At 70.9% G+C, this 22,191-nt stretch carries 25 protein-coding genes; 11 read left to right on the forward strand and 14 right to left on the reverse strand.

Annotated elements, in window-relative coordinates; genetic code table 11:
• The first annotated feature begins 71 nt into the window (after positions 1–71).
• Positions 72–2,537 (forward strand): MDR family MFS transporter, encoded by a 2,466-nt coding sequence (locus OGL88_RS12705; protein WP_374114443.1) that lies wholly within the window; start codon positions 72–74, stop codon positions 2,535–2,537.
• Positions 2,538–2,935: 398 nt separating this feature from the next.
• Here the strand turns inward: OGL88_RS12705 and OGL88_RS12710 are convergent, their stop codons facing one another.
• Positions 2,936–3,826, reverse strand: a complete 891-nt coding sequence (locus tag OGL88_RS12710; protein ID WP_374114444.1) for a DNA-methyltransferase — start codon at positions 3,824–3,826, stop codon at positions 2,936–2,938.
• A gap of 111 nt (positions 3,827–3,937) precedes the next feature.
• On the opposite strand from OGL88_RS12710, the gene OGL88_RS12715 reads away from it, so the two are divergent.
• Positions 3,938–4,225: a GNAT family N-acetyltransferase gene (locus OGL88_RS12715; protein WP_263091622.1), complete on the forward strand. Its 288-nt coding sequence runs from the start codon at positions 3,938–3,940 to the stop codon at positions 4,223–4,225.
• A 14-nt stretch (positions 4,226–4,239) separates the two neighbouring features.
• On the opposite strand, the gene OGL88_RS12720 is transcribed toward OGL88_RS12715, so the two are convergent.
• The 4 genes from OGL88_RS12720 to OGL88_RS12735 form a co-directional block, all read right to left on the reverse strand.
• Complete coding sequence (locus tag OGL88_RS12720) at positions 4,240–4,569, reverse strand: hypothetical protein (RefSeq protein ID WP_111085525.1); 330 nt, start codon at positions 4,567–4,569, stop codon at positions 4,240–4,242.
• A 153-nt stretch (positions 4,570–4,722) separates the two neighbouring features.
• On the reverse strand, positions 4,723–5,772 hold the full coding sequence (locus OGL88_RS12725) for a lipoate--protein ligase family protein (protein ID WP_263091623.1): 1,050 nt from the start codon (positions 5,770–5,772) through the stop codon (positions 4,723–4,725).
• 9 nt (positions 5,773–5,781) lie between these two features.
• Positions 5,782–6,249, reverse strand: a complete 468-nt coding sequence (locus OGL88_RS12730; protein ID WP_263091624.1) for a GNAT family N-acetyltransferase — start codon at positions 6,247–6,249, stop codon at positions 5,782–5,784.
• A gap of 123 nt (positions 6,250–6,372) precedes the next feature.
• A complete protein-coding gene (locus tag OGL88_RS12735) occupies positions 6,373–7,245 on the reverse strand; it encodes an alpha/beta hydrolase (protein ID WP_263091625.1) in 873 nt (290 codons plus the stop codon).
• An 87-nt stretch (positions 7,246–7,332) separates the two neighbouring features.
• Between OGL88_RS12735 and OGL88_RS12740 the strand changes: the two genes are divergently transcribed.
• Both OGL88_RS12740 and OGL88_RS12745 read left to right on the forward strand, forming a co-directional pair.
• On the forward strand, positions 7,333–8,493 hold the full coding sequence (locus OGL88_RS12740; RefSeq protein WP_263091626.1) for an inorganic phosphate transporter: 1,161 nt from the start codon (positions 7,333–7,335) through the stop codon (positions 8,491–8,493).
• Between the two features lie 11 nt (positions 8,494–8,504).
• Positions 8,505–8,774: a hypothetical protein gene (locus tag OGL88_RS12745; protein WP_263091627.1), complete on the forward strand. Its 270-nt coding sequence runs from the start codon at positions 8,505–8,507 to the stop codon at positions 8,772–8,774.
• A 122-nt stretch (positions 8,775–8,896) separates the two neighbouring features.
• On the opposite strand, the gene OGL88_RS12750 is transcribed toward OGL88_RS12745, so the two are convergent.
• Positions 8,897–9,649: an SDR family NAD(P)-dependent oxidoreductase gene (locus OGL88_RS12750; protein ID WP_263091628.1), complete on the reverse strand. Its 753-nt coding sequence runs from the start codon at positions 9,647–9,649 to the stop codon at positions 8,897–8,899.
• Positions 9,650–9,743: 94 nt separating this feature from the next.
• Here OGL88_RS12750 and OGL88_RS12755 point away from each other — a divergent pair, with 94 nt between their 5' ends.
• Positions 9,744–10,154, forward strand: a complete 411-nt coding sequence (locus OGL88_RS12755) for a MarR family winged helix-turn-helix transcriptional regulator (protein ID WP_111085532.1) — start codon at positions 9,744–9,746, stop codon at positions 10,152–10,154.
• Complete coding sequence (locus OGL88_RS12760; RefSeq protein ID WP_374114445.1) at positions 10,151–11,497, forward strand: MFS transporter; 1,347 nt, start codon at positions 10,151–10,153, stop codon at positions 11,495–11,497. The genes OGL88_RS12755 and OGL88_RS12760 overlap by 4 nt, the downstream gene beginning before the upstream one ends.
• Positions 11,498–11,674: 177 nt before the next feature.
• On the opposite strand, the gene OGL88_RS12765 is transcribed toward OGL88_RS12760, so the two are convergent.
• Positions 11,675–12,568, reverse strand: coding sequence for an alpha-E domain-containing protein (locus tag OGL88_RS12765; RefSeq protein ID WP_263091629.1), 894 nt, complete (start codon positions 12,566–12,568; stop codon positions 11,675–11,677).
• Between the two features lie 163 nt (positions 12,569–12,731).
• Between OGL88_RS12765 and OGL88_RS12770 the strand changes: the two genes are divergently transcribed.
• Entirely contained in the window at positions 12,732–13,250 is a 519-nt protein-coding gene (locus OGL88_RS12770; protein WP_263091630.1) for a MarR family winged helix-turn-helix transcriptional regulator, read from the forward strand.
• 10 nt (positions 13,251–13,260) lie between these two features.
• A complete protein-coding gene (locus OGL88_RS12775) occupies positions 13,261–13,464 on the forward strand; it encodes a hypothetical protein (RefSeq protein WP_205463951.1) in 204 nt (67 codons plus the stop codon).
• Positions 13,465–13,485: 21 nt separating this feature from the next.
• Here the strand turns inward: OGL88_RS12775 and OGL88_RS12780 are convergent, their stop codons facing one another.
• From OGL88_RS12780 to OGL88_RS18080, 6 genes are all read right to left on the reverse strand, one after another.
• Positions 13,486–14,334, reverse strand: coding sequence for an NAD(P)-dependent oxidoreductase (locus tag OGL88_RS12780; RefSeq protein WP_263091631.1), 849 nt, complete (start codon positions 14,332–14,334; stop codon positions 13,486–13,488).
• A gap of 70 nt (positions 14,335–14,404) precedes the next feature.
• A complete protein-coding gene (locus tag OGL88_RS12785) occupies positions 14,405–15,241 on the reverse strand; it encodes a M23 family metallopeptidase (RefSeq protein WP_263091632.1) in 837 nt (278 codons plus the stop codon).
• A gap of 18 nt (positions 15,242–15,259) precedes the next feature.
• A complete protein-coding gene (locus tag OGL88_RS12790) occupies positions 15,260–15,598 on the reverse strand; it encodes a hypothetical protein (RefSeq protein WP_263091633.1) in 339 nt (112 codons plus the stop codon).
• Positions 15,599–15,732: 134 nt separating this feature from the next.
• Positions 15,733–16,479, reverse strand: coding sequence for a lysophospholipid acyltransferase family protein (locus OGL88_RS12795; protein ID WP_205463948.1), 747 nt, complete (start codon positions 16,477–16,479; stop codon positions 15,733–15,735).
• 91 nt (positions 16,480–16,570) lie between these two features.
• Entirely contained in the window at positions 16,571–18,424 is a 1,854-nt protein-coding gene (recQ, locus tag OGL88_RS12800; protein ID WP_263091634.1) for a DNA helicase RecQ, read from the reverse strand.
• 9 nt (positions 18,425–18,433) lie between these two features.
• A complete protein-coding gene (locus OGL88_RS18080; RefSeq protein WP_263091635.1) occupies positions 18,434–19,591 on the reverse strand; it encodes a CPBP family intramembrane glutamic endopeptidase in 1,158 nt (385 codons plus the stop codon).
• A gap of 36 nt (positions 19,592–19,627) precedes the next feature.
• Between OGL88_RS18080 and OGL88_RS18085 the strand changes: the two genes are divergently transcribed.
• Positions 19,628–20,557, forward strand: coding sequence for an EamA family transporter (locus tag OGL88_RS18085; RefSeq protein ID WP_263091637.1), 930 nt, complete (start codon positions 19,628–19,630; stop codon positions 20,555–20,557).
• Positions 20,558–20,663: 106 nt separating this feature from the next.
• Here OGL88_RS18085 and OGL88_RS12815 read toward each other — a convergent pair whose 3' ends face one another.
• Positions 20,664–21,092, reverse strand: a complete 429-nt coding sequence (locus OGL88_RS12815; RefSeq protein WP_263091638.1) for a GNAT family acetyltransferase — start codon at positions 21,090–21,092, stop codon at positions 20,664–20,666.
• 93 nt (positions 21,093–21,185) lie between these two features.
• Here OGL88_RS12815 and OGL88_RS12820 point away from each other — a divergent pair, with 93 nt between their 5' ends.
• Positions 21,186–21,998, forward strand: a complete 813-nt coding sequence (locus tag OGL88_RS12820) for a class E sortase (RefSeq protein ID WP_263091639.1) — start codon at positions 21,186–21,188, stop codon at positions 21,996–21,998.
• A complete protein-coding gene (locus OGL88_RS12825) occupies positions 21,995–22,171 on the forward strand; it encodes a hypothetical protein (protein WP_159573240.1) in 177 nt (58 codons plus the stop codon). Before OGL88_RS12820 ends, OGL88_RS12825 begins: the two co-directional genes overlap by 4 nt.
• The last annotated feature ends 20 nt before the right edge of the window (positions 22,172–22,191 follow it).

A 22,191-nucleotide genomic window follows, 5' to 3' on the forward strand; every position in this document is an offset into this window, starting at 1 on the left:
GCGGCAGATGTAACTTTGCAGGCAGCGCAAAAATCGTTTCGCCAGCGCATCGGTACCGGGAGACCCTGCTCATGACCCAGACGGCGACCGCACCCGCGGCCCCCACCACGGCGTCCAACGTCGTGATGAACCACCGACAGATCCTGTTGGTGATCTACGGCCTGATGGCCGGGATGTTCCTCGGAGCCCTCGACCAGACGATCGTCGGCACCGCGATCCGCACCATCGGTGACGACCTGCACGGCCTCGACCAGCAGGCGTGGGTCACCACCGGGTACCTGATCGCCTCGACCGTGACGACGCCGATCTACGGCAAGCTCTCCGACATCTTCGGTCGGCGGCCGCTGTTCATCACGGCGATCGGCATCTTCATCGTCGGCTCGTTCGCGGCGTCGTTCTCGACCTCGATGCTCATGCTCGCCGGGTTCCGTGCGCTGCAGGGTCTCGGTGCCGGTGGCCTGATGTCCCTGCCGCTGGCGATCATGGGCGACATGCTCGCGCCCCGCGAGCGGGCGAAGTACCAGGGCTACTTCCTGGCCGTCTTCGGCATCTCGTCCGTGATCGGTCCGCTCGTCGGTGGCGTCTTCGCCGGTGCGAGCGAGCTGCTGTTCATCTCCGGCTGGCGCTGGGTGTTCCTGATCAACGTGCCGATCGGCGTCATCGCGCTGTTCATGGTGCTGACGTTCCTGCACCTGCCGAAGTTCGGTGACCGTGGCAAGCCCCGGATCGACTGGTGGGGTGCGACGCTCGTCATCGTCACCCTCGTGCCGTTGCTGCTCATCGCCGAACAGGGTCGCGAGTGGGGCTGGAGCTCCCCCGGCGCCTTCGCCTGCTACGGCATCGGTGCAGCCGGTCTGATCGCGTTCATCATCGTCGAACGGGCGATGGGCAGCGACGCGATCCTGCCGATGAAGCTGTTCGGCTCGCGGGTGTTCTCGATGTCCGCGATCCTGTCCGTGCTCGTCGGCTTCGGCATGTTCGGCGCGATGCTGACCATCCCGCTGTACCTGCAGATCGTGAAGGGCGTCACCCCGACCGAGTCCGGGTTCGCGATGCTCCCGATGGTGCTCGGTCTGATGATCTCGTCGATCGCCTCGGGCCAGATCATCTCGCGGACCGGCAACTACCAGGTCTTCCCGATCACGGGCACGGCGTTCACGGCCATCGGCTTCACAGTCCTGACCTTCCTGACCGCCGACCGCCCCCTCTGGTTCCTGATGCTCGGCATGTTCGGCATCGGCCTCGGGCTCGGGCAGCTCATGCAGACGCTGACCCTCGCGGCGCAGAACTCGGTGTCCCCTCGCGACATCGGCGTCGCCACCAGCGCCGCGACGTTCTTCCGGCAGATCGGCGGAACCATGGGCACCGCCGTGCTGCTGTCCGTCCTGTTCACCCTGATGCCGACGAACATCACCGCGGCGATGCAGAACGAGCCCGACTTGAAGAGCGCCCTCAACGCCGCACTCACCCCCTCGGTCGCGAACGCCTCCGAGAACAAGGGCGTGATGGACCAGATCTGGACGAAGATCGTCGATCCCGTGCAGAAGAACGTGCAGGACGGCCTGAACGAGGGCGCCGTGCAGGCCAAGGAAGCCGCCGACGCCGCCGTCACGAAGCAGGTCACGGCCGCCGTGCAGCAGCAGGTCGCGGCCGGCAAGCTCCCCGCTGCCGCAGCCGACACCGTCATCGCCCAGCAGGTCGACGACGCCAAGCCGGCCGCGGAGCAGCAGGCCCTCGAGACGGCTGCGGCCAAGGCCAACGCGACCGTCGTCGACGGCACCCTGCAGGTCGACTACTCGGACAAGGCACAACGCGAGAACGTCGTGGACCAGGTGGCCCCGACGCTCATCAAGCAGCTGAAGAGCGGCGACTCGAGTGCGAGTTCGTCCGGTTCCGCGGCGACGAGTGACACCTCGTTCCTGAACGGCGCGGACAAGCGACTCACCCGTCCGTTCCTGGTCGGCTTCAGCGACTCGGCCGTCCGCGTGTACTACGTCGGTCTCGCGGTGATCCTGCTCGCATTCGTGCTCACCTGGTTCTTCCGGGTGCCGCCGCTGCGCAAGACGTCGGCGCTGCAGGAGCAGGCGGACGCCGCACGGACCGCTGACGCCGACGCTGCGGCAGCCGGTGCGGCCGGCGCCGGATCGGGTTCGGCTGCGATCGCGTCGTCGGACTCGGTGCCGACCTCGCCCGACGTGCCCGCCCAGCCCCGGTCAGCACGCGCGGCCGGATCGTCAGACGTGTCGGTGCTGCCGAACGACGTGCTGCCGAACGACGTGCCGCCGAACGACGTCGCCACGGACGGCACCCGCGCGCCGCTGCCCGACGCCACGACGCACGGCGCCCACTCGGCGGCTGCGCCGGTCGACGAGCCCCCGACGACGACCGGTGCCATCCGGACCCGGGCTGCGCACGCTGCCCCGGTGGTGGACGCCGGCGCCCCTGCGACCGGGGACGACGCTGCGGAGGCGAGTCGCGCCTCCCGGCTGGACGACGCGGACGACGCGCACCCGCACGGGCGGCACTCGGCCGAGTAGACGCAGGCGCGGGCGCAGGTCGGCCCTGCCGACTCGGAACGACAAGGTCGACGTCGCACGACGTCGACCTTGTCGTTTCCGCGCGCGTGCAACTGTTGCGGGCGCGCGGTTGCGTCGTCCTCGATGTCGTACGACGTCGAGGATGTCGCACTGCACGGCGCGCCCTCGGTAGGTGTGCATGTTCCGACAGAACGCGCGTCGATCACCTCGTGGAACGTCGCAGCATGCACCCGCATCGTGTGCGTGTGCATGTTCCGACGGAACACGCGTCGATCACCTCGTGGAACGTCGCACGATGCACCTGCATGCACCCACGCGAGGCCGCCGCCGCCCGCGCGCGGCCACCACTTGCGCGCACCCGAGCATGCACCTACGCGCCACCGCCGCCGCCGCGCCCGTCAGCCCGCGGGCACCTCGCCCGCACGACCACCCGGCCCCGCATCCGCCACCTCGAACGAGGCCGCCGGCAACCGCTTCCGCATGACCTCGACCGCGGCGGGGTTGTCGTCGACGAGCACGTACCGCCGCCGGAGCGCCGACGCCACCGCCCCGGTCGTCCCGCTGCCGGCGAAGAAGTCGAGCACCCAGTCGCCCTCGCGCGACGACGCCTGCACGATCCGCCGCAGCACCCCCTCGGGCTTCTGCGTCGGGTAGCCGGTCTTCTCCTTGCCGGTCGGCGACACGATCGTGTGCCACCAGACGTCGGTGGGGAGCTTGCCGCGCTCGCGCTTCTCCGCGGTGACGAGCCCCGGCGCCATGTAGGGCTCGCGGTCGACCGCCGACGAGTCGAACCAGTACTGCGACGGGTCCTTCACGTAGACCAGGATCGTGTCGTGCTTGGTCGGCCACCGCGACTTGGACTTGGCGCCGTAGTCGTAGGCCCAGACGATCTCGTTCAGGAACGACTCGCGGCCGAACAGCGCGTCGAGCAGGACCTTCGCGTAGTGCGACTCGCGGTAGTCGAGGTGCAGGTACAGGGTGCCGTCGGTGGTGAGGAGTCGCCAGGCCTCGATCAGCCGAGGCTCGAGGAACGTCCAGTAGTCCTCGAACCGGTCGTCGAACCGCATCAGGTCGCCGCGGACCCGCTCGTAGGTCCGTCCGTGGAACCCCATCACCGGCCCGTCGGCGCTCGGCACCGCAGACGAAGCATGCCGCCGCTGGTACCGCCCCGTGTTGAACGGCGGGTCGAGGTACACGAGGGTGAACGTCTCGTCGGCGAGCGCCGGGGTCACGTCGAGGGCGTCGCCGAGGACCACGCGGTCCGGGCCTCGGTCGTCTCCCGTGTGCACGGGACCATTGTGGCGCACGGACCGCGGCCGGCGGCGACGCACCGGTCCCCGCCCAGAAGGCCCAGCCAGCGAAGCCAGCGGCGACTCGGCCTCGCGGCGTAGCCTCGGCGCATGGCAGCACCCGAGGTCCGCAACGACACCGACGAGCAGCAGTACTCCCTGGTCGAGGACGGCGAGGTCATCGGCCTCGCTGCGTACGAGGTCGACGGCGACGAGATCCGCTTCGTCCACACCGAGGTCGACCCGTCGCACCGCGGTGGCGGGCACGCGTCGATCCTCGTGCAGCACGCGCTCGACGACGTGCGCGCGAACTCGTCACGACGGGTCGTCGCGCAGTGCAGCTACGTCCGCGCGTGGATCGAGCGGCACCCGGACTACCAGGAACTCACGACGCGCTGACGCACAAGCACCGGTCAGTACGACCGGTCGTGCGTCCCGACGCGCGCTTCGTGCCGACCGGCGCTCCGCACCGTCGGCACCTTGATGAGCACGCTGCCGCTGAGCAAGTCGTGGTCGTCGTCCGCCGGTGACGGTGCCTCCTTCGGGAGGCGCGACTGCCGTTCGTACTCGGCCCCCGTCTCGTGGCGGGTCGGCGCGAACACCTCGTCCAGCATCCCGCCGATGCCTCCGGATCCGCCGCTACGCGTGGACTTGTTCGACAGGTCGATCCACCCCACGCGATCGGCGATCCACACCACGACGGCCACGGCGGCCACCGCCCCCAGGAAGATCAACCAGTTCACGCGAGCGACGCTACGTGGACGATCCGGCCACGACATCAGCCGCGCGGGGGATTCTCATGATCCGCACGTGTGGTTCATGGAGTCGGTCGTCACACTGGTCGAGCGGCGGCCGGAGCGTCCCCCCTCTGCTCCGGCCGCCCACCACGAGCCCGCTCAGGGCACCCGCTCGAGCCACTCCTTCGTCGCGAACTTCGTCCGCACCAGCTCCTGCGCCTTCTCGCGCTCGGCATCGGTCACCGCGCCGGGAGTCGCCCCGTACAGCTTCGTGAACGTGCCGACGAGCCGGTCGATGATCTCGGCGCGGGACAGCCCGGTCTGCGAGCGCAGCGGGTCCACGCGCTTCGCGGCCGACGTCGTCCCCTTGTCGCTCATCTTCTCGCGCCCGATCCGCAGCACCTGGACCATCTTCTCGCCGTCCATGTCGTAGCTCATGGTGGCGTGGTGGAGCAGTGATCCGGTGCCGAGGCGCTTCTGCGCGGCGCCGCCGATCTTGCCCTTGGTCGAGGTGATGTCGTTGAGCGGCTGGTAGTACGCGTCGATGCCGAGGGACTTGAGCGCCTCGATCACCCACTCGTCCAGGTAGGCGTAGGAGTCCGCGAACGTCATGCCCTGCACGAGGTCGGCGGGGACGTAGAGCGAGTAGGAGATGATCGCGCCGGCGTCCATGAACATCGCGCCGCCACCGGAGATCCGCCGCACCACCTGCACGCCGAACTTCTCGGCGCCGGCCGGGTCGACCTCGTTCTTCAGCGACTGGAACGACCCGATGACGACCGCGGGCTGGTCCCACTCCCAGATGCGCAGGGTCGGACCGCGGCGTCCGGCGCCGACTTCTTCGGTCAGCACCTGGTCGAGTGCGAGGTGCTCGTTCGGGCTGATCGGGCCCTCGTGGATGATCTGCCAGTCGTAGTCCTGCCACGACGATGCACGGGACAACGCGCGGCGGACGGCGACCCCGACGGACTCGGGAGTGAAGCCGAGCAGCACGGCGTCGGCCGGGAGCGCGGCACGGACGGCCGCGGCGATGCCGGCGGCGTCGGTCGTCGCAGGCAGCCCGTTGACGGCCGCATCGATGAGCGGCAGCGCGTCGTCGGGTTCGAGGAAGAAGTCGCCGGCGAGCCGGAACTCCTGGATGTCCCCGTCGACCACGTCGAGGTCGACGACGACCAGTTTTCCGCCTGGGACCTTGTACTCACCGTGCACGCGTCGAGCCTACGCCCGCGCGGGCAGGTCCTTCTCGAGGTACTCGGACGCCTCACGGACCGTCACCCGCTGGTCATCGTCGTCGACGTACGTGTACTCGTACTCCTCGATCTCGCCTGTGGGGGCGTACCCCTGCCGTTGGTAGAGCCGCCGTGCGTCGGGGTTGTCGAGCGCGACTCCGATCCGCAGCACGCCCCGGTCTGTGGCCAGCGCCTCGGCCGCCGCGATGAGGCGGGTCCCGACACCCTGACCTCTCCGGTCCGCGTCGACGCGGAGGTTCCGGAGCTCGGGCCGGGCATCAGCGGTCACCTCGCCCGAGCCGACCGGCACCCCGTCGATCCACGCGACCAGGACGGTCTGCTCGCCGCGCGTCTGGGCCGCGAACGCAGGGCGCACGTACTGCCTCGCCGCGGGCTCGCGCCGCTCGACTGCCTCGACCGATGCCAGGTCGAGGACCGCGACGGTCACCTCGTCCACGTCACTCCGGTCGTCATCCGCATCCGTGTGCCGGACGGGAGGCCCGTGGCGGGCCCGCCACGGGCCTCCCGTCCGCACCGTCGCCCGCCCACACCGCGCCCCGTCAGTTCTCTCGTCGTCGCCTCAACGACGCGCCGTCACCCGGTCCAGCCATGCGACCAGGTCGGCCACGACCTCGTCGCGGTTCGTCTCGTTGTAGACCTCGTGCCGCGCCCCCTCGTAGACCTGCACCGTGACGTCGGACAGTCGTCCGCGCCGCCGGTAGGCCTGTGCCAGCCGCTCGACCGACCGCGGCCCACCGAGGGCGTCGTCGGACCCGACCTGCAGCAGCATCGGCAGGTCGTGCGGGATCCCTCGCCGCGGGACCCCGAGCAGCCGGAGCGTGTCGGGCAGGCCGAACAGGCCGATGACGTCGGCCTCGACGGCGAGCGGGTCGACGGACATCGCGTCGATGATCTTCCGGTCGCGGGTGAGCCACTCGTACTTGGTCGGACCAGAGCCTGCATGCCGCGCGTTGAGGTCGCCGCTGTTCATCCAGCCGGGCAACCGGTAGGCGGTGGCGGAGAGCACGACCCCGTCGTACGACTCCGACGCGGTGTTCACGATCCGCTGCGCCATGAGCGAGCCCCACGAGTGCCCGAGCAGGACCAGGGGCACGCCGGGGGTGTCCGCACGGGCGACCTCCCCCATCTGCTCGACCGCGGCGATGGCAGCGCGCAGCCCGCCGGGGCCGAGCCGTCCGAGCTTGGCGTGGTCGCCGTCCCACTGCCCGAGGCCGGTCCGACCGTGCCCGCGGTGGTCGTTCGCGTGCACGGTGTACCCGGCACGGACGAGGTCCTGCGCCAGGGGCTCGTACCGCAGCCCGTGTTCGCCGACGCCGTGCGCGATCTGCACGATGCCCTTGGGGCGCGCCGCTCGCCAGGTCGAGTAGACGATCTCGACGCCGTGGGCGTCGGTGAACGAGGCGTCGCCTCGCGCTGCGGAGAAGGTGGGCACGTGAACATCCTCGCAGACAGGCACCCCCACGGACCTGTTCATCCGGCGTTCACGCAGGGGCTTCGGGGCGGGCCTACCGTCCCCGGCATGGACGTCCTCGTCATCGTCGTGCTCGTGATCGTGGTGGCCCTCGTGTTCGACTTCACGAACGGGTTCCACGACACCGCCAACGCCATGGCCACGTCGGTCGCCACCGGGGCGCTCAAGCCCCGGACCGCCGTGCTCATCTCCGCCGTCCTCAACGTGGTCGGCGCGTTCCTCTCCACCGAGGTCGCCAAGACCGTCTCGCAGGGCATCATCCGCGAGGGCCAGGACGGCGTCCACATCTCCCCCACGATGATCTTCGCCGGGCTCGTCGGCGCGGTCCTCTGGAACCTCGCCACGTGGTACCTCGGGCTGCCCTCGTCGTCGACACACGCGCTGTTCGGTGGGCTGATCGGCGCATCGATCATCGGCGCCGGGCTGAACTCGGTCGACTGGGCGACGGTGGTGTCGAAGGTCGTGCTGCCGGCGCTGCTCTCACCGGTCATCGCCGGGGTCATCGCCCTGGTGGCCACCTACCTGGCGTACGTGCTCACGAAGAACGCAACGACGCACGGTGCGGCGACGGGCTTCCGGCACGGCCAGACCGTCTCGGCGTCGCTGGTGTCGCTCGCGCACGGCACCAACGACGCGCAGAAGACGATGGGTGTCATCACGCTCACGCTCATCGCCGCGAACTACCAGGACAGCGGCACGGGCCCGGCGCTCTGGGTGATCCTGGCCTGTGGACTCGCGATCGGCCTCGGTACCTACACGGGCGGCTGGCGGATCATGCAGACGGTCGGGAAGAAGATCTCCGACGTGCAGTCGCCGCAGGGCTTCGCGGCCGAGACGAGTTCCGCCGCGACGATCCTCATCTCCTCGCACCTCGGCTTCGCCCTGTCGACGACGCACGTCACCAGCGGTTCAGTGATCGGGTCCGGGCTCGGCAAGAAGCTCGCCGACGTGCACTGGTCGGTCGTCGGCCGCATCGTCGTCGCGTGGGTGATCACGCTGCCGGCGGCCGCGGTGGTCGGCGGGTTGGCGACGTGGCTCGCCTCGACCTCGGCGGTCGGCCTCGTGCTGGTGGCGGTGCTCGCCCTGGCCGGCGGGCTGACCTTCTACATCCTCGCCAAGCGCAAGCCGATCTCGCACGACGACGTCGCCGCCGGATCGACCGAACCCACCGACCAGGCCGAGCCGCAGCCGGCCGGCGCGCAGAACTGAGGGGAACGACGATGGAGATCGACTTCACGAGCATCGGCCTGGTCGCGGGCGTCGGCTTCGTGGCCGCGGTGGGCATCGTGCTCGTCTACACGCTCGGCCTGCGGCTGCTCGGCACGGGGCAACCGCTCGACTCCGGCGGCGAGCGCACCCAGTACTCCGAGGAGACCCCGCGGTCCGGGCACACGCCACCGGCAGCACTGGCGGGTGCCGTCCTGTGCTTCGTGGTCTGTGCGGCAGCCGTGCTCGCGGGCATCTGGCTGACGATCCCCCAGTTCCACTAGTACGTTCCTTCCCATCGCACCCACGCTGGGAAACGGAAACGGGCGTACCTGGTCGAAACTTCCGACCAGGTACGCCCGTTTCGACCACCTACGCCCGTTTCGACCAGGTGCGCCGACCGACGTCAGTGCGCGCTGTACCCGCCGTCGACCAGGTGGTAGCTGCCCGTGATGAACGAGGCCTTGTCGCTCAGCAGGAACAGGACGAGCGCGGCGACCTCCTTGTCGGTGCCGAGACGCTTCGTGGCGTGCTCCTCTTCCAGCGCCGAGATGGCCTCGGGCGTCATGGCGTTGCGGAGCAGCGGGGTGTCGATGAACCCGGGGCCCACGGCGTTGGTGCGGACCCCCTGCGCCGAGTACTCGAGCGCGGCGACCTTGGTCAGGCCGGCCAGGGCGTGCTTCGACGCGACGTACGCGGCGTTCTGCGCGATGCCGACCGTGCCGAGCACCGAGGCCATGTTCACGATCGCGCCACCGCCGGCGGCGACCATCGCGGGCAGCTCGTAGCGGAGGCCGTAGAAGACGCCGTCCAGGTCGACCGCACGGACGCGGTCCCAGGCGGCGATGTCGTACTCGCCGATCTTCTGCGGGGCGGCGCCGATGCCGGCGTTGTTCACGGCGAGGTGCAGCGCGCCGTACGTGTCGACGGCGTACTGGACCATGCGCTCGTTGTCGGCGGCGACGGCGGAGTTGGCCTCGAACGCGCTGGCGGTGCCGCCGGCCTCCACGATCGAGGTCGCGACGCGCTGGGCGGCGTCGGGCGTGATGTCACTGACAATGACGATCGCCCCCTCGCGCGCGAGCTCCTTCGCGACGGACTCGCCGATGCCGCTGCCACCACCGGTGACGATGGCGACCTTGCCCTCGAACTCGGACATGATTCCTTCTCTCTGAACAACACCTGTTGTCCAGGATCACGGTACACCCGAAAACCAGTTCGTTCGCTGAACTAATGAGATAGGCTAACGACCTGTGACCGACGCCACCGACCTCCGCATCGCCGTGAACCGGCTGTCCCGGACGCTCCGCGCGCAGAAGGCCGACACGACCGTCACCGACGCCCAGTTCGCGGCGCTCGCCCGGCTCCACCGCGACGGCGCGATGACCCTCGCCGACCTGAGCCGCCAGGACGGCGTCACCCCGCCCTCGATGACGAAGACCATCGCAGTGCTGGTCGAGCGTGGCCTGGTGTCCAAGGGCGGCCACGACGACGACCGCCGCAAGGTCGTCCTCTGCGCCACCCCCGCCGGAGCCGCGTTCGTCGAGGAGACCCGGCGCCGCCGTGACGGCTGGCTCACCCCGCGGCTCGCCGCACTCACCCCCGTCGAGCGCGCCACCCTCGCCGACGCCACCGAGATCATGAGGAGGCTGGCCCAGCAGTGACCGCCATGTTCCGCTCCCTCGCCGGACGCAACTACCGCATCTGGTTCGCCGGTGCCCTGGTGTCGAACGTCGGTACCTGGATGCAACGCACCGCCCAGGACTGGATCGTCCTGACCCAGCTCTCCGACAACGACGCCGTCGCAGTGGGCATCACGATGGCGCTGCAGTTCGGCCCGCAGCTGCTGCTCCTCCCCCTGACCGGGCTCGCCGCCGACCGCTTCGACCGTCGCAAGATGCTCATGCTCACCCAGGCGCTGATGGGCCTGCTCGGGCTGGGCCTCGGCGTCATGGTCCTCACACACACCGCGACGCTCCTCGCGCTGTACGGCTTCGCGCTCGCGCTCGGCATCGTCGCCGCGTTCGACACCCCGATCCGGCAGGCGTTCGTCTCCGACGTCGTGCAGGGCGAGAACGTCGCGAACGCCGTCGCGCTGAACTCCGCATCGTTCAACGCCGCCCGCCTGATCGGTCCCGCGGTCGCCGGCGTGCTCATCGCTGCCATCGGCTCCGGCTGGGTGTTCGTCATCAACGCCGGCTCGTTCCTGGCGGTCCTCATCGCGCTGCGCTTCGTCGACCCCGCACAGCTCGCCGAGCGGGTGCACGCCGGCCGCGGCAAGGGGCAGATCGTCGCCGGCTTCCGGTACGTGCGGACCCGGCCGGACATCATCGTCGTGCTCTGCATGATCTTCGTCGTGGGCACGTTCGGCGTGAACTTCCCGATCTTCACCTCGACCATGGCCCGGGTCGAGTTCCACCAGGGCGCCGGCGAGTTCGGCCTGCTCAACTCGGTGATGGCGATCGGATCGGTGTTCGGCGCGCTGATGTCCGCCCGCCGGGACAAGCCGCGGATGCGCACGCTGGTGCTCGCCGCCGGGGGCTTCGGCCTGGCATGCACGGCTGCTGCCCTCGCACCCACGTACTGGACGTTCGCGTTCGTCCTGGTGTTCGTCGGACTCGCGGCGCTGACCTTCATGACCACCGCGAACGCCCTGGTCCAGACCACCACGAAGCCCGCGATGCGCGGCCGCGTGATGGCGCTCTACATGGCGATCTTCGCCGGCGGCACCCCCATCGGCGCCCCGATCGTCGGTGCCATCGCAGACGCATGGGGTCCCCGCTGGGCCATCGCGGTCGGAGCGGCGTCGGGCTTCGTCGCGCTCGCCATCGCCATCGTCTGGCTCGTCCGCTTCCAGCACCTCCGGCTCCGGTACGACGCGGACACCCGCCTGCACCTCGCGGTCACGCACGCGATGCCGGTGGTCGGCACTCGTGCCTCGCGTGCCGCGCTCCGCCAGGAGCTCGAGCGCGAAGAGGCCGTCGCCGACCGCTCCAGCGCCGTCTGACGCGTCCACTCCGCGAACGCGACAGATCGCTGTCACGCGGCAGCGTCCGTCTCACGAGCGCGACAGATCTCCGCGAACCGTTGGCGGGTCTCTGACGCTTTCGCGTGGCGGACGGGAGGCACGGGTCGGGCCCGCCACGGGCCTCCCGGCCGCCGCCGGTCCGGTCCAGGGCCGCGATCAGTGCGCGGGTTCGGTCACCGCGAAGACGCGCGCGTCGAGCGCCGCAGCGATGCGGTCCGCGGCTGCGGCGAGCCGCCCGCCGGCGTCGCCGACGACGCCGAGGGCTGCGTCCGCCGGAACGGCCTCGAGCCGGTCGCGGGCGGCGGAGAACGCCGCGACCTCCTCTGCGACGCAGGACGGTGCCACGTCGGCCAGGCACTCGGCGGCCCGTCGGACGGTGAACCGCAGCGACCGCGGACTGTGCTCGTCCAGGAGCAGGAACGCCGCGGCGTCGTCCGGCACCGGATGGTGGTCCCGGCCACGCAGGAACGCCTCGCCCGCACCGCAGGCCCGGAGCGCCGCCGTCCACGAGGTGACCGAGTCCGGTTCGAGCAGCCCCGAGGCGAGCAAGCGGGCGGTCGAGGCGACCCGGGTCAGGGAACGGCCCAGGGTGAAGAACTCCCAGACCTCGTCGCGACTGGCGTCCCCCTCGACCACGCCGATGGCGAGGGCACTGCGTTCCCGCGCCCAGCCGAGGAACTCGTGTGCGCGGCCCGGGGCGATCTTGCGCGGCATGCGTGAACGGGTGACGTCGAGGCAGTCCCAGAGTTCGCTCGAGACGACCTCGCGGGCTCGACGGGCGTGGTCCCGCGCGACGGCGACCGCGGCGGCGATGGACGCCGGCTCGTGCCGGTCCAGCGCGAGGGCGTCGATCGTCGCGGACCGGTCGGCGTCGTTCGCCGGCCCCGCGGTTCCCACCACCGAACGGAGCTCCGCTGCCACGACCCGGTCGTCCTCGACTGTGCCGGGTTCACGCCGGGCGACGTAGACGTCGAGCAGGCGTGCGACCACGTCGGTGCGCTCGACCGCGCTCCCCACGTGGAAGACGTTCCCCGCGAGTCGGCTCAGCACGGCTGCTCCTGCATCCCCAGAACCTAACCAGCGGGCATTGCGGGAGTGTTTCGGAGCCGCGTCACGGGTGTTGCAGTGTCCGATGTCCGCGCACACACCTGGGTCTCCGCCGCGATCACGGTCCCTCGCTAGACAATCTAACTAGACCGTCTAGCATTGCAGGATGACGTCCGAGGTCCTGACCAGCACCGCGGGGTTCTGGTACGAGGACTCCCCGGTCACCGCCGTCGACGTGCTGAACGCCCTGCGCCGGTACCGCACCGCCGAGAGCGCCGCGCAGCGTCGGGCTCGTGAAGCCCTGGGCATCGGCGAGAACGCACTGCTCGCACTGCGGGTCCTCATCGACGCCGAGCAGGACGGCCGGACCGTCAACGCCAAGGACCTGGCCGAACGCCTCGACATCACGGCGGCGTCGACCTCGGCGCTCGTGGACCGACTCGTCCGCAGCGGCCACGTCGAGCGGCACCAGGACCCGATCGACCGACGCGGCGTGATCCTCACCGCGACGGGGACGTCCATGCGCCATGCCCTGCGCGTGATCGAGGAGCTCGACGCCCGCGCCCTCGAGGTCACCGAGCACCTGCCGACCGACGAGATGGCCGTCGTCGTGGACTTCCTCGACGAGATGGTCCGCGTGGTGGACGACGTCGACGCCGGCGCCCGCGCCGTCCGCCGCGCGTAACCTGCTCTCCATGGACCCTCGCGGCACGCACGACCCCGAGGACGACATGCCGTTCGCCGAACTCGACTCCCGGGCCCGCGCCGACGCCGCACTCCGACGGATCCAGGGCGGGGCCGATCCGACACGCGAGGCCTTCGACCTGGCGAACACCATGAACGACGAGGCCGTGGGGCGACTCACGGCACGGCTGCGACGGTTCTTCCGCCGCGACTGACGCGTCGCCTCGCGCGTCGACTCAGAAGGCGGTGACGACCGCGGCGATGTCGTCACCCCCGTGCCCGGCCGCACTCGCGTCGGCGTAGACGCGACCCAGGGCATCGAGGAGCGTCGTGGACACGTCGTTCGCCCGCGCGGCCTCGGCGATCAGGCCGATGTCCTTCCGCAGCCCGTCGAGCGCGAACTGCGCCGGGAACTCCCCCGCGATGATCGCCGCGCCCTTGGTGTGCGCGTAGGCCGAGTCGCTCGCGCTGCCGTCGATCGCGTCGAGGAACAGCTGCGGGTCGAGCCCCAGCGCCGCGGCGAGGGCGAGGGACTGCCCCGTGGCGGCGGTGATCGAGGCGATCCAGGCGTTGGCCGCGAGCTTGAGCGCGGTCCCGTCGCCGACCCGCTCGCCGGCACGGACGGTCTTGGCGCCGATCGCGTCGAGCACGGTGACGACCCGGTCGACCTCGTCAGTGGGACCCGCGGCCAGCATGGTGAGCTTCCCCTGCTCGGCCGGGGCCTTCGTGCCGAGCATCATCGCCTCGACCAGGGTGATGCCGTACTTCGCGGCGAGCTGCACGACGGTCTCGGTGCCGTCGACACCGATCGTGGACGCCTGCACCCACACAGCGTCGGTCGGAGCGTCTCCGGCGGCCTGTTCGAGTACGTCGATCACGGCGTCGGTGTCGAAGAGGGTCAGGAGGACGACCTCGGCGTGCTCGACGGCCGTACCCGGGTCCGCGGCGACCGTCGCACCGTGCTCACCGAGCGGTGCAGCCTTGTCAGCACTCCGGTTCCAGACCGTGACCTGGTGCCCCTCGCGCAGCAGTGATCCCGCCACGCCGGCACCCATCGCCCCGGTCCCCAACACCGTCACTCGCACGTGCGTCTCCGTCCTGCCACGGCTCGGTGCCCCGACGTTCCCGACGCTACGCGCTCGACCGTCGTCGCTGTCAGAGGAGCCCGCGGGCCTGCAACCAGGTGGCGGGGTCGACCGGGACCCCGTCGACGATGACCTCGAAGTGCAGGTGTGCCCCGGTGGAGACGCCGGTGTTGCCGACGGCACCGAGGCGTTGGCCGGCCGACAGGACCTGACCGGGTCGGACCCCGATCGCCGACAGGTGGCCGTACCGGGTCTGGGTGCCGTCGGCGTGCTGGAGCAGGACCTGGTTGCCGTACCCGCCCAGAACGCCGGCGGAGACGACACTGCCGGGCATCGCCGCCACGACGGTGGCGCCGATCGGAGCCGCGAAGTCGATGCCCTGGTGGTTCGTCGAGCAAGCGGAGCACCCGGTCACCCAGCGCGAGCCGAACCCACCGGCGGCCGGCACGCTCCCCGCGGTGGGGCGGGCCGCCGCGTCCGACGAGCCGACGGTGGTCGCACGTGCCTGGGCGGCAGCAGCCCTGCCGATCGAGAAACCGTCGCGGTCGACGGAGAGCTGGGTGGAGCCGTCGGCGATGAACTGCTGCACACCGAGCACGGGAGTGCTCGGCGACGGGGTCGACGCCATCGCGGTCTGCGGGGAGCCGACGGCGACGAAGAGACAGGTCACCGCCGCTGTCGCCGTCGCGGGCAGGGCACGCCGGACGGAACTGCGGAAGAAGGAGGTGGAGGCCGGGGTGACGGGAGGGGACACCGTCACCCCGGCGGCTCTGGGAACGTCCGGGCGCGTGCCGTCACCAGCACCGCGCCGCACGGACGCTTCGGGTCGGCGGGTGGTGGAGCGGTTCGCGGCCCGCCGTTCGGCACCGCGCGGGCGCAGCGGGAGTCCGTCGGTGGGCGTCGTCATCGCTCGGGGACCGCCGACTCAGGCGCGGACGACGCCGTCGCGGGCGATCCGGTCGAGTTCGATCGCGACGGCGTCGACGACCGCTCGGGTGATGGCGTCGGCGACGGTCTCGACCAGGACGAGCTGCTCGGGCTGCACGCGGAGCTCGGTGCCCACCGACGGGGTGACGCGGACCGTGATGTCGTCGATCGCGGCGACGAGGGCCGCGGGCACGAGGGTCGAGTCACCGGCTCGGACGGGAGCGGTCATCGGCGAGGTCGGTGCGGCGGCGGCGGCTGCACGGGCGGGGGTCGGCACGGGCGCCTCGGGCTGGTCGCGTCGTTGGGCGATGGAGTCGAAGAGCGGGGTGGAGGACATGCTGCTGACCGTCCGATCTGAGTCGTGGTTGCGGGCCGTTTGCGGGCGACCCGTCGGAGATGCGTGCCGTGCGGCACGTCTCTCATTCAACCATCGATATTTCAGATGTGCAATAGTGACCGAACAGAACGCGATCAGTCGGGGTCGACGGCAGCCGCGGTTGGGTCATCGGGCTGCAGCGCCCGCTTGACCCGCTCGACGATCGTCGCCGGCGGGTTGTTGTACGTGTTCGCCGGCTCCTGCCCGCTGAGCTCCTGGATCGCCGCCATCACCGCATCGGTCGCGTGCCGGCGCGCGCGTCCGGAGGAGGCCTCACCGAACGAGGACAGGTCGATCGGCTTCCCGAACTCGATCGTCACCTTGGCGAGCTTCGGCAGCTTCGAGCCGACGGGCTGCACGTCCTGGGTCCCCGTCAGCGCCACGGGCACCACGGGCGCGCCGCTCGTCAGGGCCAGCCAGGCCACACCCGTGCGGCCCTTGTAGATCCGGCCGTCCAGGGAACGGGTGCCCTCGGGGTAGATCGCGAAAGCCTCGCCCTCGTTCAACCGCGCGAGCCCCAGGTCGAGCGCCTGCTGCGCCGCGGCCCCCGCGCCGCGCTCGACGCCGATCGCACCGATGCCGCCGAAGAACGCCCGCGACACCGCGCCACGGAACCCGGTCCCGGTGAAGTACTCCTGCTTCGCGAGGAAGGCGACCTTCCGCGGCGCCATCAACGTGATCGCCGGGGAGTCGATGAAGGAGCGGTGGTTGCTCGCGAGGATCACCGCTCCGCGCTTGGGCACGTTGCGGCGTCCGATGATCTTCGGTCGCCAGAGCATCCGCGCGAGCGGGGTCACCACTGCGCGGCTCAGCACGGTGGCGAACTTGGTCGAACCGGACACCGGGCCTCCTCGTCGTGACGGCGAACTCCCGAGTGTAATCACGCCTGCGAGCGGTACATGCCCACGGCGGCATGCAGGTCCGACCGTGGGGTCAGTCGGCCTCGGACGCGACGACGTCGAGCACCGCGCGGCCGTACCGTTCGAGCTTCGCGGCACCGACCCCGGAGATCTCGGCGAGCTGGTCGACGTCAGCCGGACGCACCGCTGCGATGCCGCGGAGCGTCGCGTCGTTGAACACCACGTACGCCGGCACCCCCTGCTCGCGCGCCTGCGCAGCACGCCAGACCCGGAGCGCTTCGAACAAGCCGACCGCCTGCTGGGGCATGTCGGTGACCACGGTCCGGCGGGACGACCGGCTCGCTCGCGGCGCCTTCACCGGGTCGCGACGCATCCGCACCTGGACCTTGCCGGTCAGGACCTCGGCGCTCGTCGGGCTGAGGACGACCGTGCCGAAGCCGTCGCCGGACACCGCGGCGTAGCCCTGCGCGAGCAGCTGTCGGGCCACCGCGCGCCACTCGCCGTCGGACAGGTCGGAGCCGATGCCGAAGGTCGCCAACGACTCGTGCTGCAGTTCCTGCACCCGCGGGGACTGCTTGCCGACCAGGATGTCGACGAGGTGGGCGACGCCGTACCGCTGGCCGCGCTCACGCTCGAGCCGGACGACCGTGGACAGCAGCTTCTGCGCGGGCACGGTGCCGTCCCACGACTCGGGCGGGGCGATGCACGTGTCACAGTTGCCGCAGGCCGTCGACGGCTGCCCGAAGTACGCCAGGAGCCGAACCCGACGGCACTCGATCGTCTCGCACAGGCTCAGCATGGCGTCGAGGTGGGCGCTGAGCTGCCGACGGTGTGCGGCGTCGCCCTCGGACTGGTCGATCATCCGTCGTTGCTGCACGACGTCGTTCAGGCCGTACGCCAGCCACGCGGTCGAGGGCAGTCCGTCGCGTCCGGCACGACCGGTCTCCTGGTAGTACCCCTCGACCGACTTCGGCAGGTCGAGGTGCGCCACGAACCGGACGTCGGGCTTGTCGATGCCCATGCCGAAGGCGATCGTCGCGACCATGACGATGCCGTCCTCGCGCAGGAAGGTCGACTGGTTGCGCGCTCGCACCCTGGCGTCGAGCCCTGCGTGGTACGGCAGCGCCTGGATGCCCTGTTCGGCCAGTGCGGTGGCGGTCCGCTCGACCGACTTGCGCGACAGGCAGTAGACGATGCCCGAGTCGCCGCTGTGCTCGGTGCGGATGAAGGTGAGGAGCTGCTGCAGCGCGCCGGTCTTCGGTTCGATGCGGTACTGGATGTTCGGGCGGTCGAAGTCGGCGACGAAGTGTGCGGCGTCGTCGAGGCCGAGCCGCGCCGAGATCTCCTTGTGGGTCTGCGGGGTCGCCGTGGCGGTGAGGGCGATCCGGGGCACGGTCGGCCAGCGCTCGTGCAGGACGCTCAGCTCGAGGTAGTCCGGCCGGAAGTCGTGGCCCCACTGGGCGACGCAGTGCGCTTCGTCGATGGCGAACAGGGACACGCGCGCCCGGTCGAGGAGCGCGCGCGTGGACTCGAGCCGGAGCCGCTCGGGCGCGAGGTAGAGCATGTCGACCTCGCCTTGGACGACCGCGCGCTCGACCCGGGCACGCTCGTCGGGCCCCTGCGTCGAGTTGAGGAAGGCAGCACGCACCCCGTTCGCCGCGAGGGCGTCGACCTGGTCCTGCATGAGGGCGATGAGCGGCGAGACCACGACCCCGACGCCGTCGCGCACGAGCGCGGGCACCTGGTAGCAGAGCGACTTGCCACCGCCGGTGGGCATGAGCACCAGGGCGTCACCGCCGGCGACCACCTGGTCGATGATCGACGCCTGCTCGCCGCGGAAGTCGTCGTAGCCCCAGACACGGTGCAGGACGTCGAGCGCTGCGGCTCGCGAAGCCGACACGGCAGCGGGCGCGGGCGTGGTGCTCATGCCACGAGCCTACGGGCGACCGGCGACACCCACGGCACTGTCCACAGCGGCACCGTCCACAGCGGCACCATCCACAGCGGCTGCGTCGACGTCGTCGACGTCGACGGCACGAGCCGGCGCGACGGCCCACCCCGTGCCCGCCGGGCCGAGCCAGCGCTTGCCACCTGCCCAGACCGGCGGCGTCCCGCGGAACCGCGGTGCCTGGTGTCCGGCGAACGTCCGGTCGAGCTTCCGCCACCACGCCAGGAGTTCGACCATGCCCCAGAACGCGAGCGAGGTGCCGAGGGTGACGAGCCAGCCCTGCCAGGTGCCGTTCGCGTCCTGTGACTGCAGGTCCACCTTCGACCACCCGGGCGCCTGCAGCACGAAGATCATGATGTTGTTGAAGGCGTGCTGCAGCACGGTGGCCTCGAGACCGCCGGTGCGGAGCACGATGATCGCCGCGATCAGGCCGAACGAACCGACGTCGAGGATGCCCCAGACGTTGTAGCCGTTCGGGATGTGCAGCACCGCGAAGACGACGGTCGACACCGCCACGGCGATGATCGTGCCGGTGCGTCGCGGGATCCACGAGGCGATCGTCTGCATGAGGAAGCCACGGAAGATGAACTCCTCGGCCGCACCCTGGAACGGCACGAGCAGCACGACCAGGACGATCGTGAGCGTGAGGGTGCCGAGCGACACCGTCGACTGCCCGATCGCAGCGTGGTTCCAGGCGAAACCGCCGTCGGTCGTGATCATCCCGCCGTCCCAGAAGAGACCGGTCTGCACCACGAACATGACCGCCGCGATGACCAGGGTCGGCAGCACGCACCACGCCGTCCACGCCCACCGCACCCGGAAGCGCGTCGAGGTGAGGATGCTGCCCGGACCGAGGCGTGCGACCTTGACCGCCAGCAGGATGCCGGGCAGCAGGATGACCAGCGACACGAGCGACAGCGACAGGACGAGCGGATCGGTCGGGTCCAGCGCTCCGCCCGCCAGGTCGTTCTGCAGGTCGATCAGCGCCTGCGGCCCCTGGGTCACGCCGAGCGGGACGAAGTACGCCACCGCGATGACCACCTGGGAAACGAAGTACCAGCCAGCCAGGAACGCGAGGGCGACCAGCGGGCGCCACCACCTCCATCGTGCGTCGACACGGGGCAGGCGGTGGTAGGGAACGCTCACGCCACGCAGGCTACCGGGCCGGGCAGGATGGGACCCGTGCTCACCGTGCTGTTCGGCCTGTCCGGAGCCGTCGTCTACGGCTTCGCCGACTTCCTCGGCGGGCTCGCATCACGGCGCATCCGTCCGGTGACGGTCGCCGCCGTGGCCGCGGCGATCGGGATCGCGCCGCTGCTGATCGGACTGGCCGTGCTCGGGGGGACACCGTCGTGGACGAGCACCCTCTGGGGCGCGGTCGCCGGGCTGTCCGGCGGCGTCGGGGTCCTGCTGCTCTACGCCGTGCTGGCGATCGGCCCGATGAGCGTGCTGTCACCCCTGACCGCCGTGTTCGCGGCCGTCGTCCCGGTCGTGGTCGCCGTCGCCCGCGGGACCGTCCTGTCTCCGCTGGCGATCGCCGCGGTGGTCGTGGCCGTCGTCGCGGTGGTGCTCGTCGCCGCGGTGCGGGACACCTCGGGTGCACGCCCCACCGTGCGCGGGGTCGTCGCCGCCGCGGTGGCCGGGTGCGGGTTCGGCGGCATCGTGCTCGCCTACGACATGACACCGCCCGGCGCGGGCATCCACCCACTCGTGGTCGCGCGGGTGCTGCAGACGGTGCTGCTGGGTGCAGCGACGCTCGTGGTGACGGTGCGTGCCGGGCGCGGGGCGCGGTCTGGAGGCGCGGCAGGCCCAGCAGCGTCGGACGACGTCGCGGGGTCTGCCGTGCCTCCAGGGCGCTGGTGGCCGCCGCGACTGCTGCTGACGGTCGCGGCCTGCGGCGTCTTCGACGCCCTGGCGAACGTGTGCATCCAGGCGGGGCTGCACGCGAGCGACGACCCGGGCGCCCTGCCCGTCGTGAGCGTGCTCAACGCGCTCTACCCGATCGGCACGGTCGTGCTGGCCGGGGTGGTGCTGCGGGAGCGGCTGACCGCGCCGCAGTGGGTCGGCATCGCGCTGGCGGTCGTGGCGTCGGTGGCACTCGCGTCGGCCTGAGCGCGGCCCCGAGCCTCGGCGTGGGCGACAGTTCTCGGGGCGAAGAACCCGAGAACTGTCGCCCACGCCGAGACTCGGCTCCGCGGACGGCTCCCAGCGGGGGGGCTCAGACGTCGGGGATGAGCCGCTTGCCGAGCGACACGGTGCGGTCGTCGGAGTACCCGAGGGACTCGTAGAAGCCGAGCACCCGCTCGTTGCCCGCACGGATCTGCAGGTTCACCTTCGGGCAGCCGAGTTCGGTGAGCAGCCGCTCGAACTCGGCCATCAGCGTCCGGCCGAGACCGGAGCCCTGCAGGTCCGGCTGCACGGCGAGGTAGTTCACCCAGCCGCGGTGCCCGTCGAAACCGGCCATCCCCGCGGCGACGACCCCGCCGGTTTCCGACTCCGCCACCAGGAAGAGCTCGGGCTGCACCGTGGCCTTGCGCGCGATGTCGCGGCGCGGGTCGTTCCACGGGCGGACGAGAGCGCACGATTCCCAGAGGGCGACGACCGCTTCGGTGTCGTCGGCGCGGAACGGGCGGATCCGGTACTCCATCCCCCCACGTTACGGGGGTGTGGAGAACGTCGTCACCGGGCCGTCGTCGTGATCTGATAGACCTGTCCGACCGACCACCCGATCAGGAGCCCCGTGACCGCACACGACACCATCTCGTCGCGCCGCAGCGCGCGGGACGACGACGGCGGCAGACGGTCCGGGCGCCGCTCCCCCCGGCGACGGCAGACGGTCGGCGGGGCGATCGTCTCGCTCATCGCCGAACTGCTCATCATCGCTGGGGCCGGCACCGGGCTGTACGTGGTGTGGACCGCGTGGTGGACGGATGTCGTGGCGGTCAACGAGCAGTCGAAGCTCGTCGAGGGACTCGACCAGCTGAAGACCCCGGACGGGGCCGGCACCGAGCACCGCGGGACCGCACCCGTGCTCGCCGAGCCGCCGGACGTCACCGACGTGTTCGGCACGATGCAGATCCCGCGCTTCGGCAAGGACTACAACCGGCCGATCGGCGAGGGCACGGACCGCGAGAAGGTGCTCAACACCATCGGGCTCGGGCACTACCAGGACACCGCCATGCCCGGCGCTCCCGGCAACTTCGCCGTCGCCGGACACCGCGTGACCTACGGCAAGCCGCTCAACCAGATCGCCGAGCTCAAGACGGGCGACTCGGTCGTCGTGCGGGTCACCGACGCGAAGACGAAGTTCGACGTCTGGTACGTCTACAAGGTCACCGACAGCCAGATCGTCACCCCGGACCACATCGAGACGATCGCGCCGGTGCCGAACAAGCCGGGTGTCGACCCCTCGGCGTCGGACCGGTGGCTGACCCTCACCGCGTGCCACCCGATGTGGTCGGCGGCGGAACGGTTCGTCACGCACGCGAAGCTCGACTACTGGATGCCCGCGTCCGAGGGCACCCCGAAGGAACTCTCGGAGACGGCCAAGTGATCTTCCCCCTGGTGTGGCGGCTGCTGCCCGGCCCCACGTTCCTGAAGGTGCTCGAGCTGCTGGTGCTGCTCGCCGCGATCGTGTTCGTGCTGTTCCAGTGGGTGTTCCCGTGGATCGCGGCGGACATCCTGCCGCCGCCGGACGGCACCGTGGAGTCCACGCCGACCCCGTAGCGGTCGACCACGGCGGTGAC

It is taken from the genome of Curtobacterium sp. RIT-PI-V (genome assembly GCF_025642935.1).
Classification (GTDB): Bacteria; Actinomycetota; Actinomycetes; order Actinomycetales; family Microbacteriaceae; genus Curtobacterium.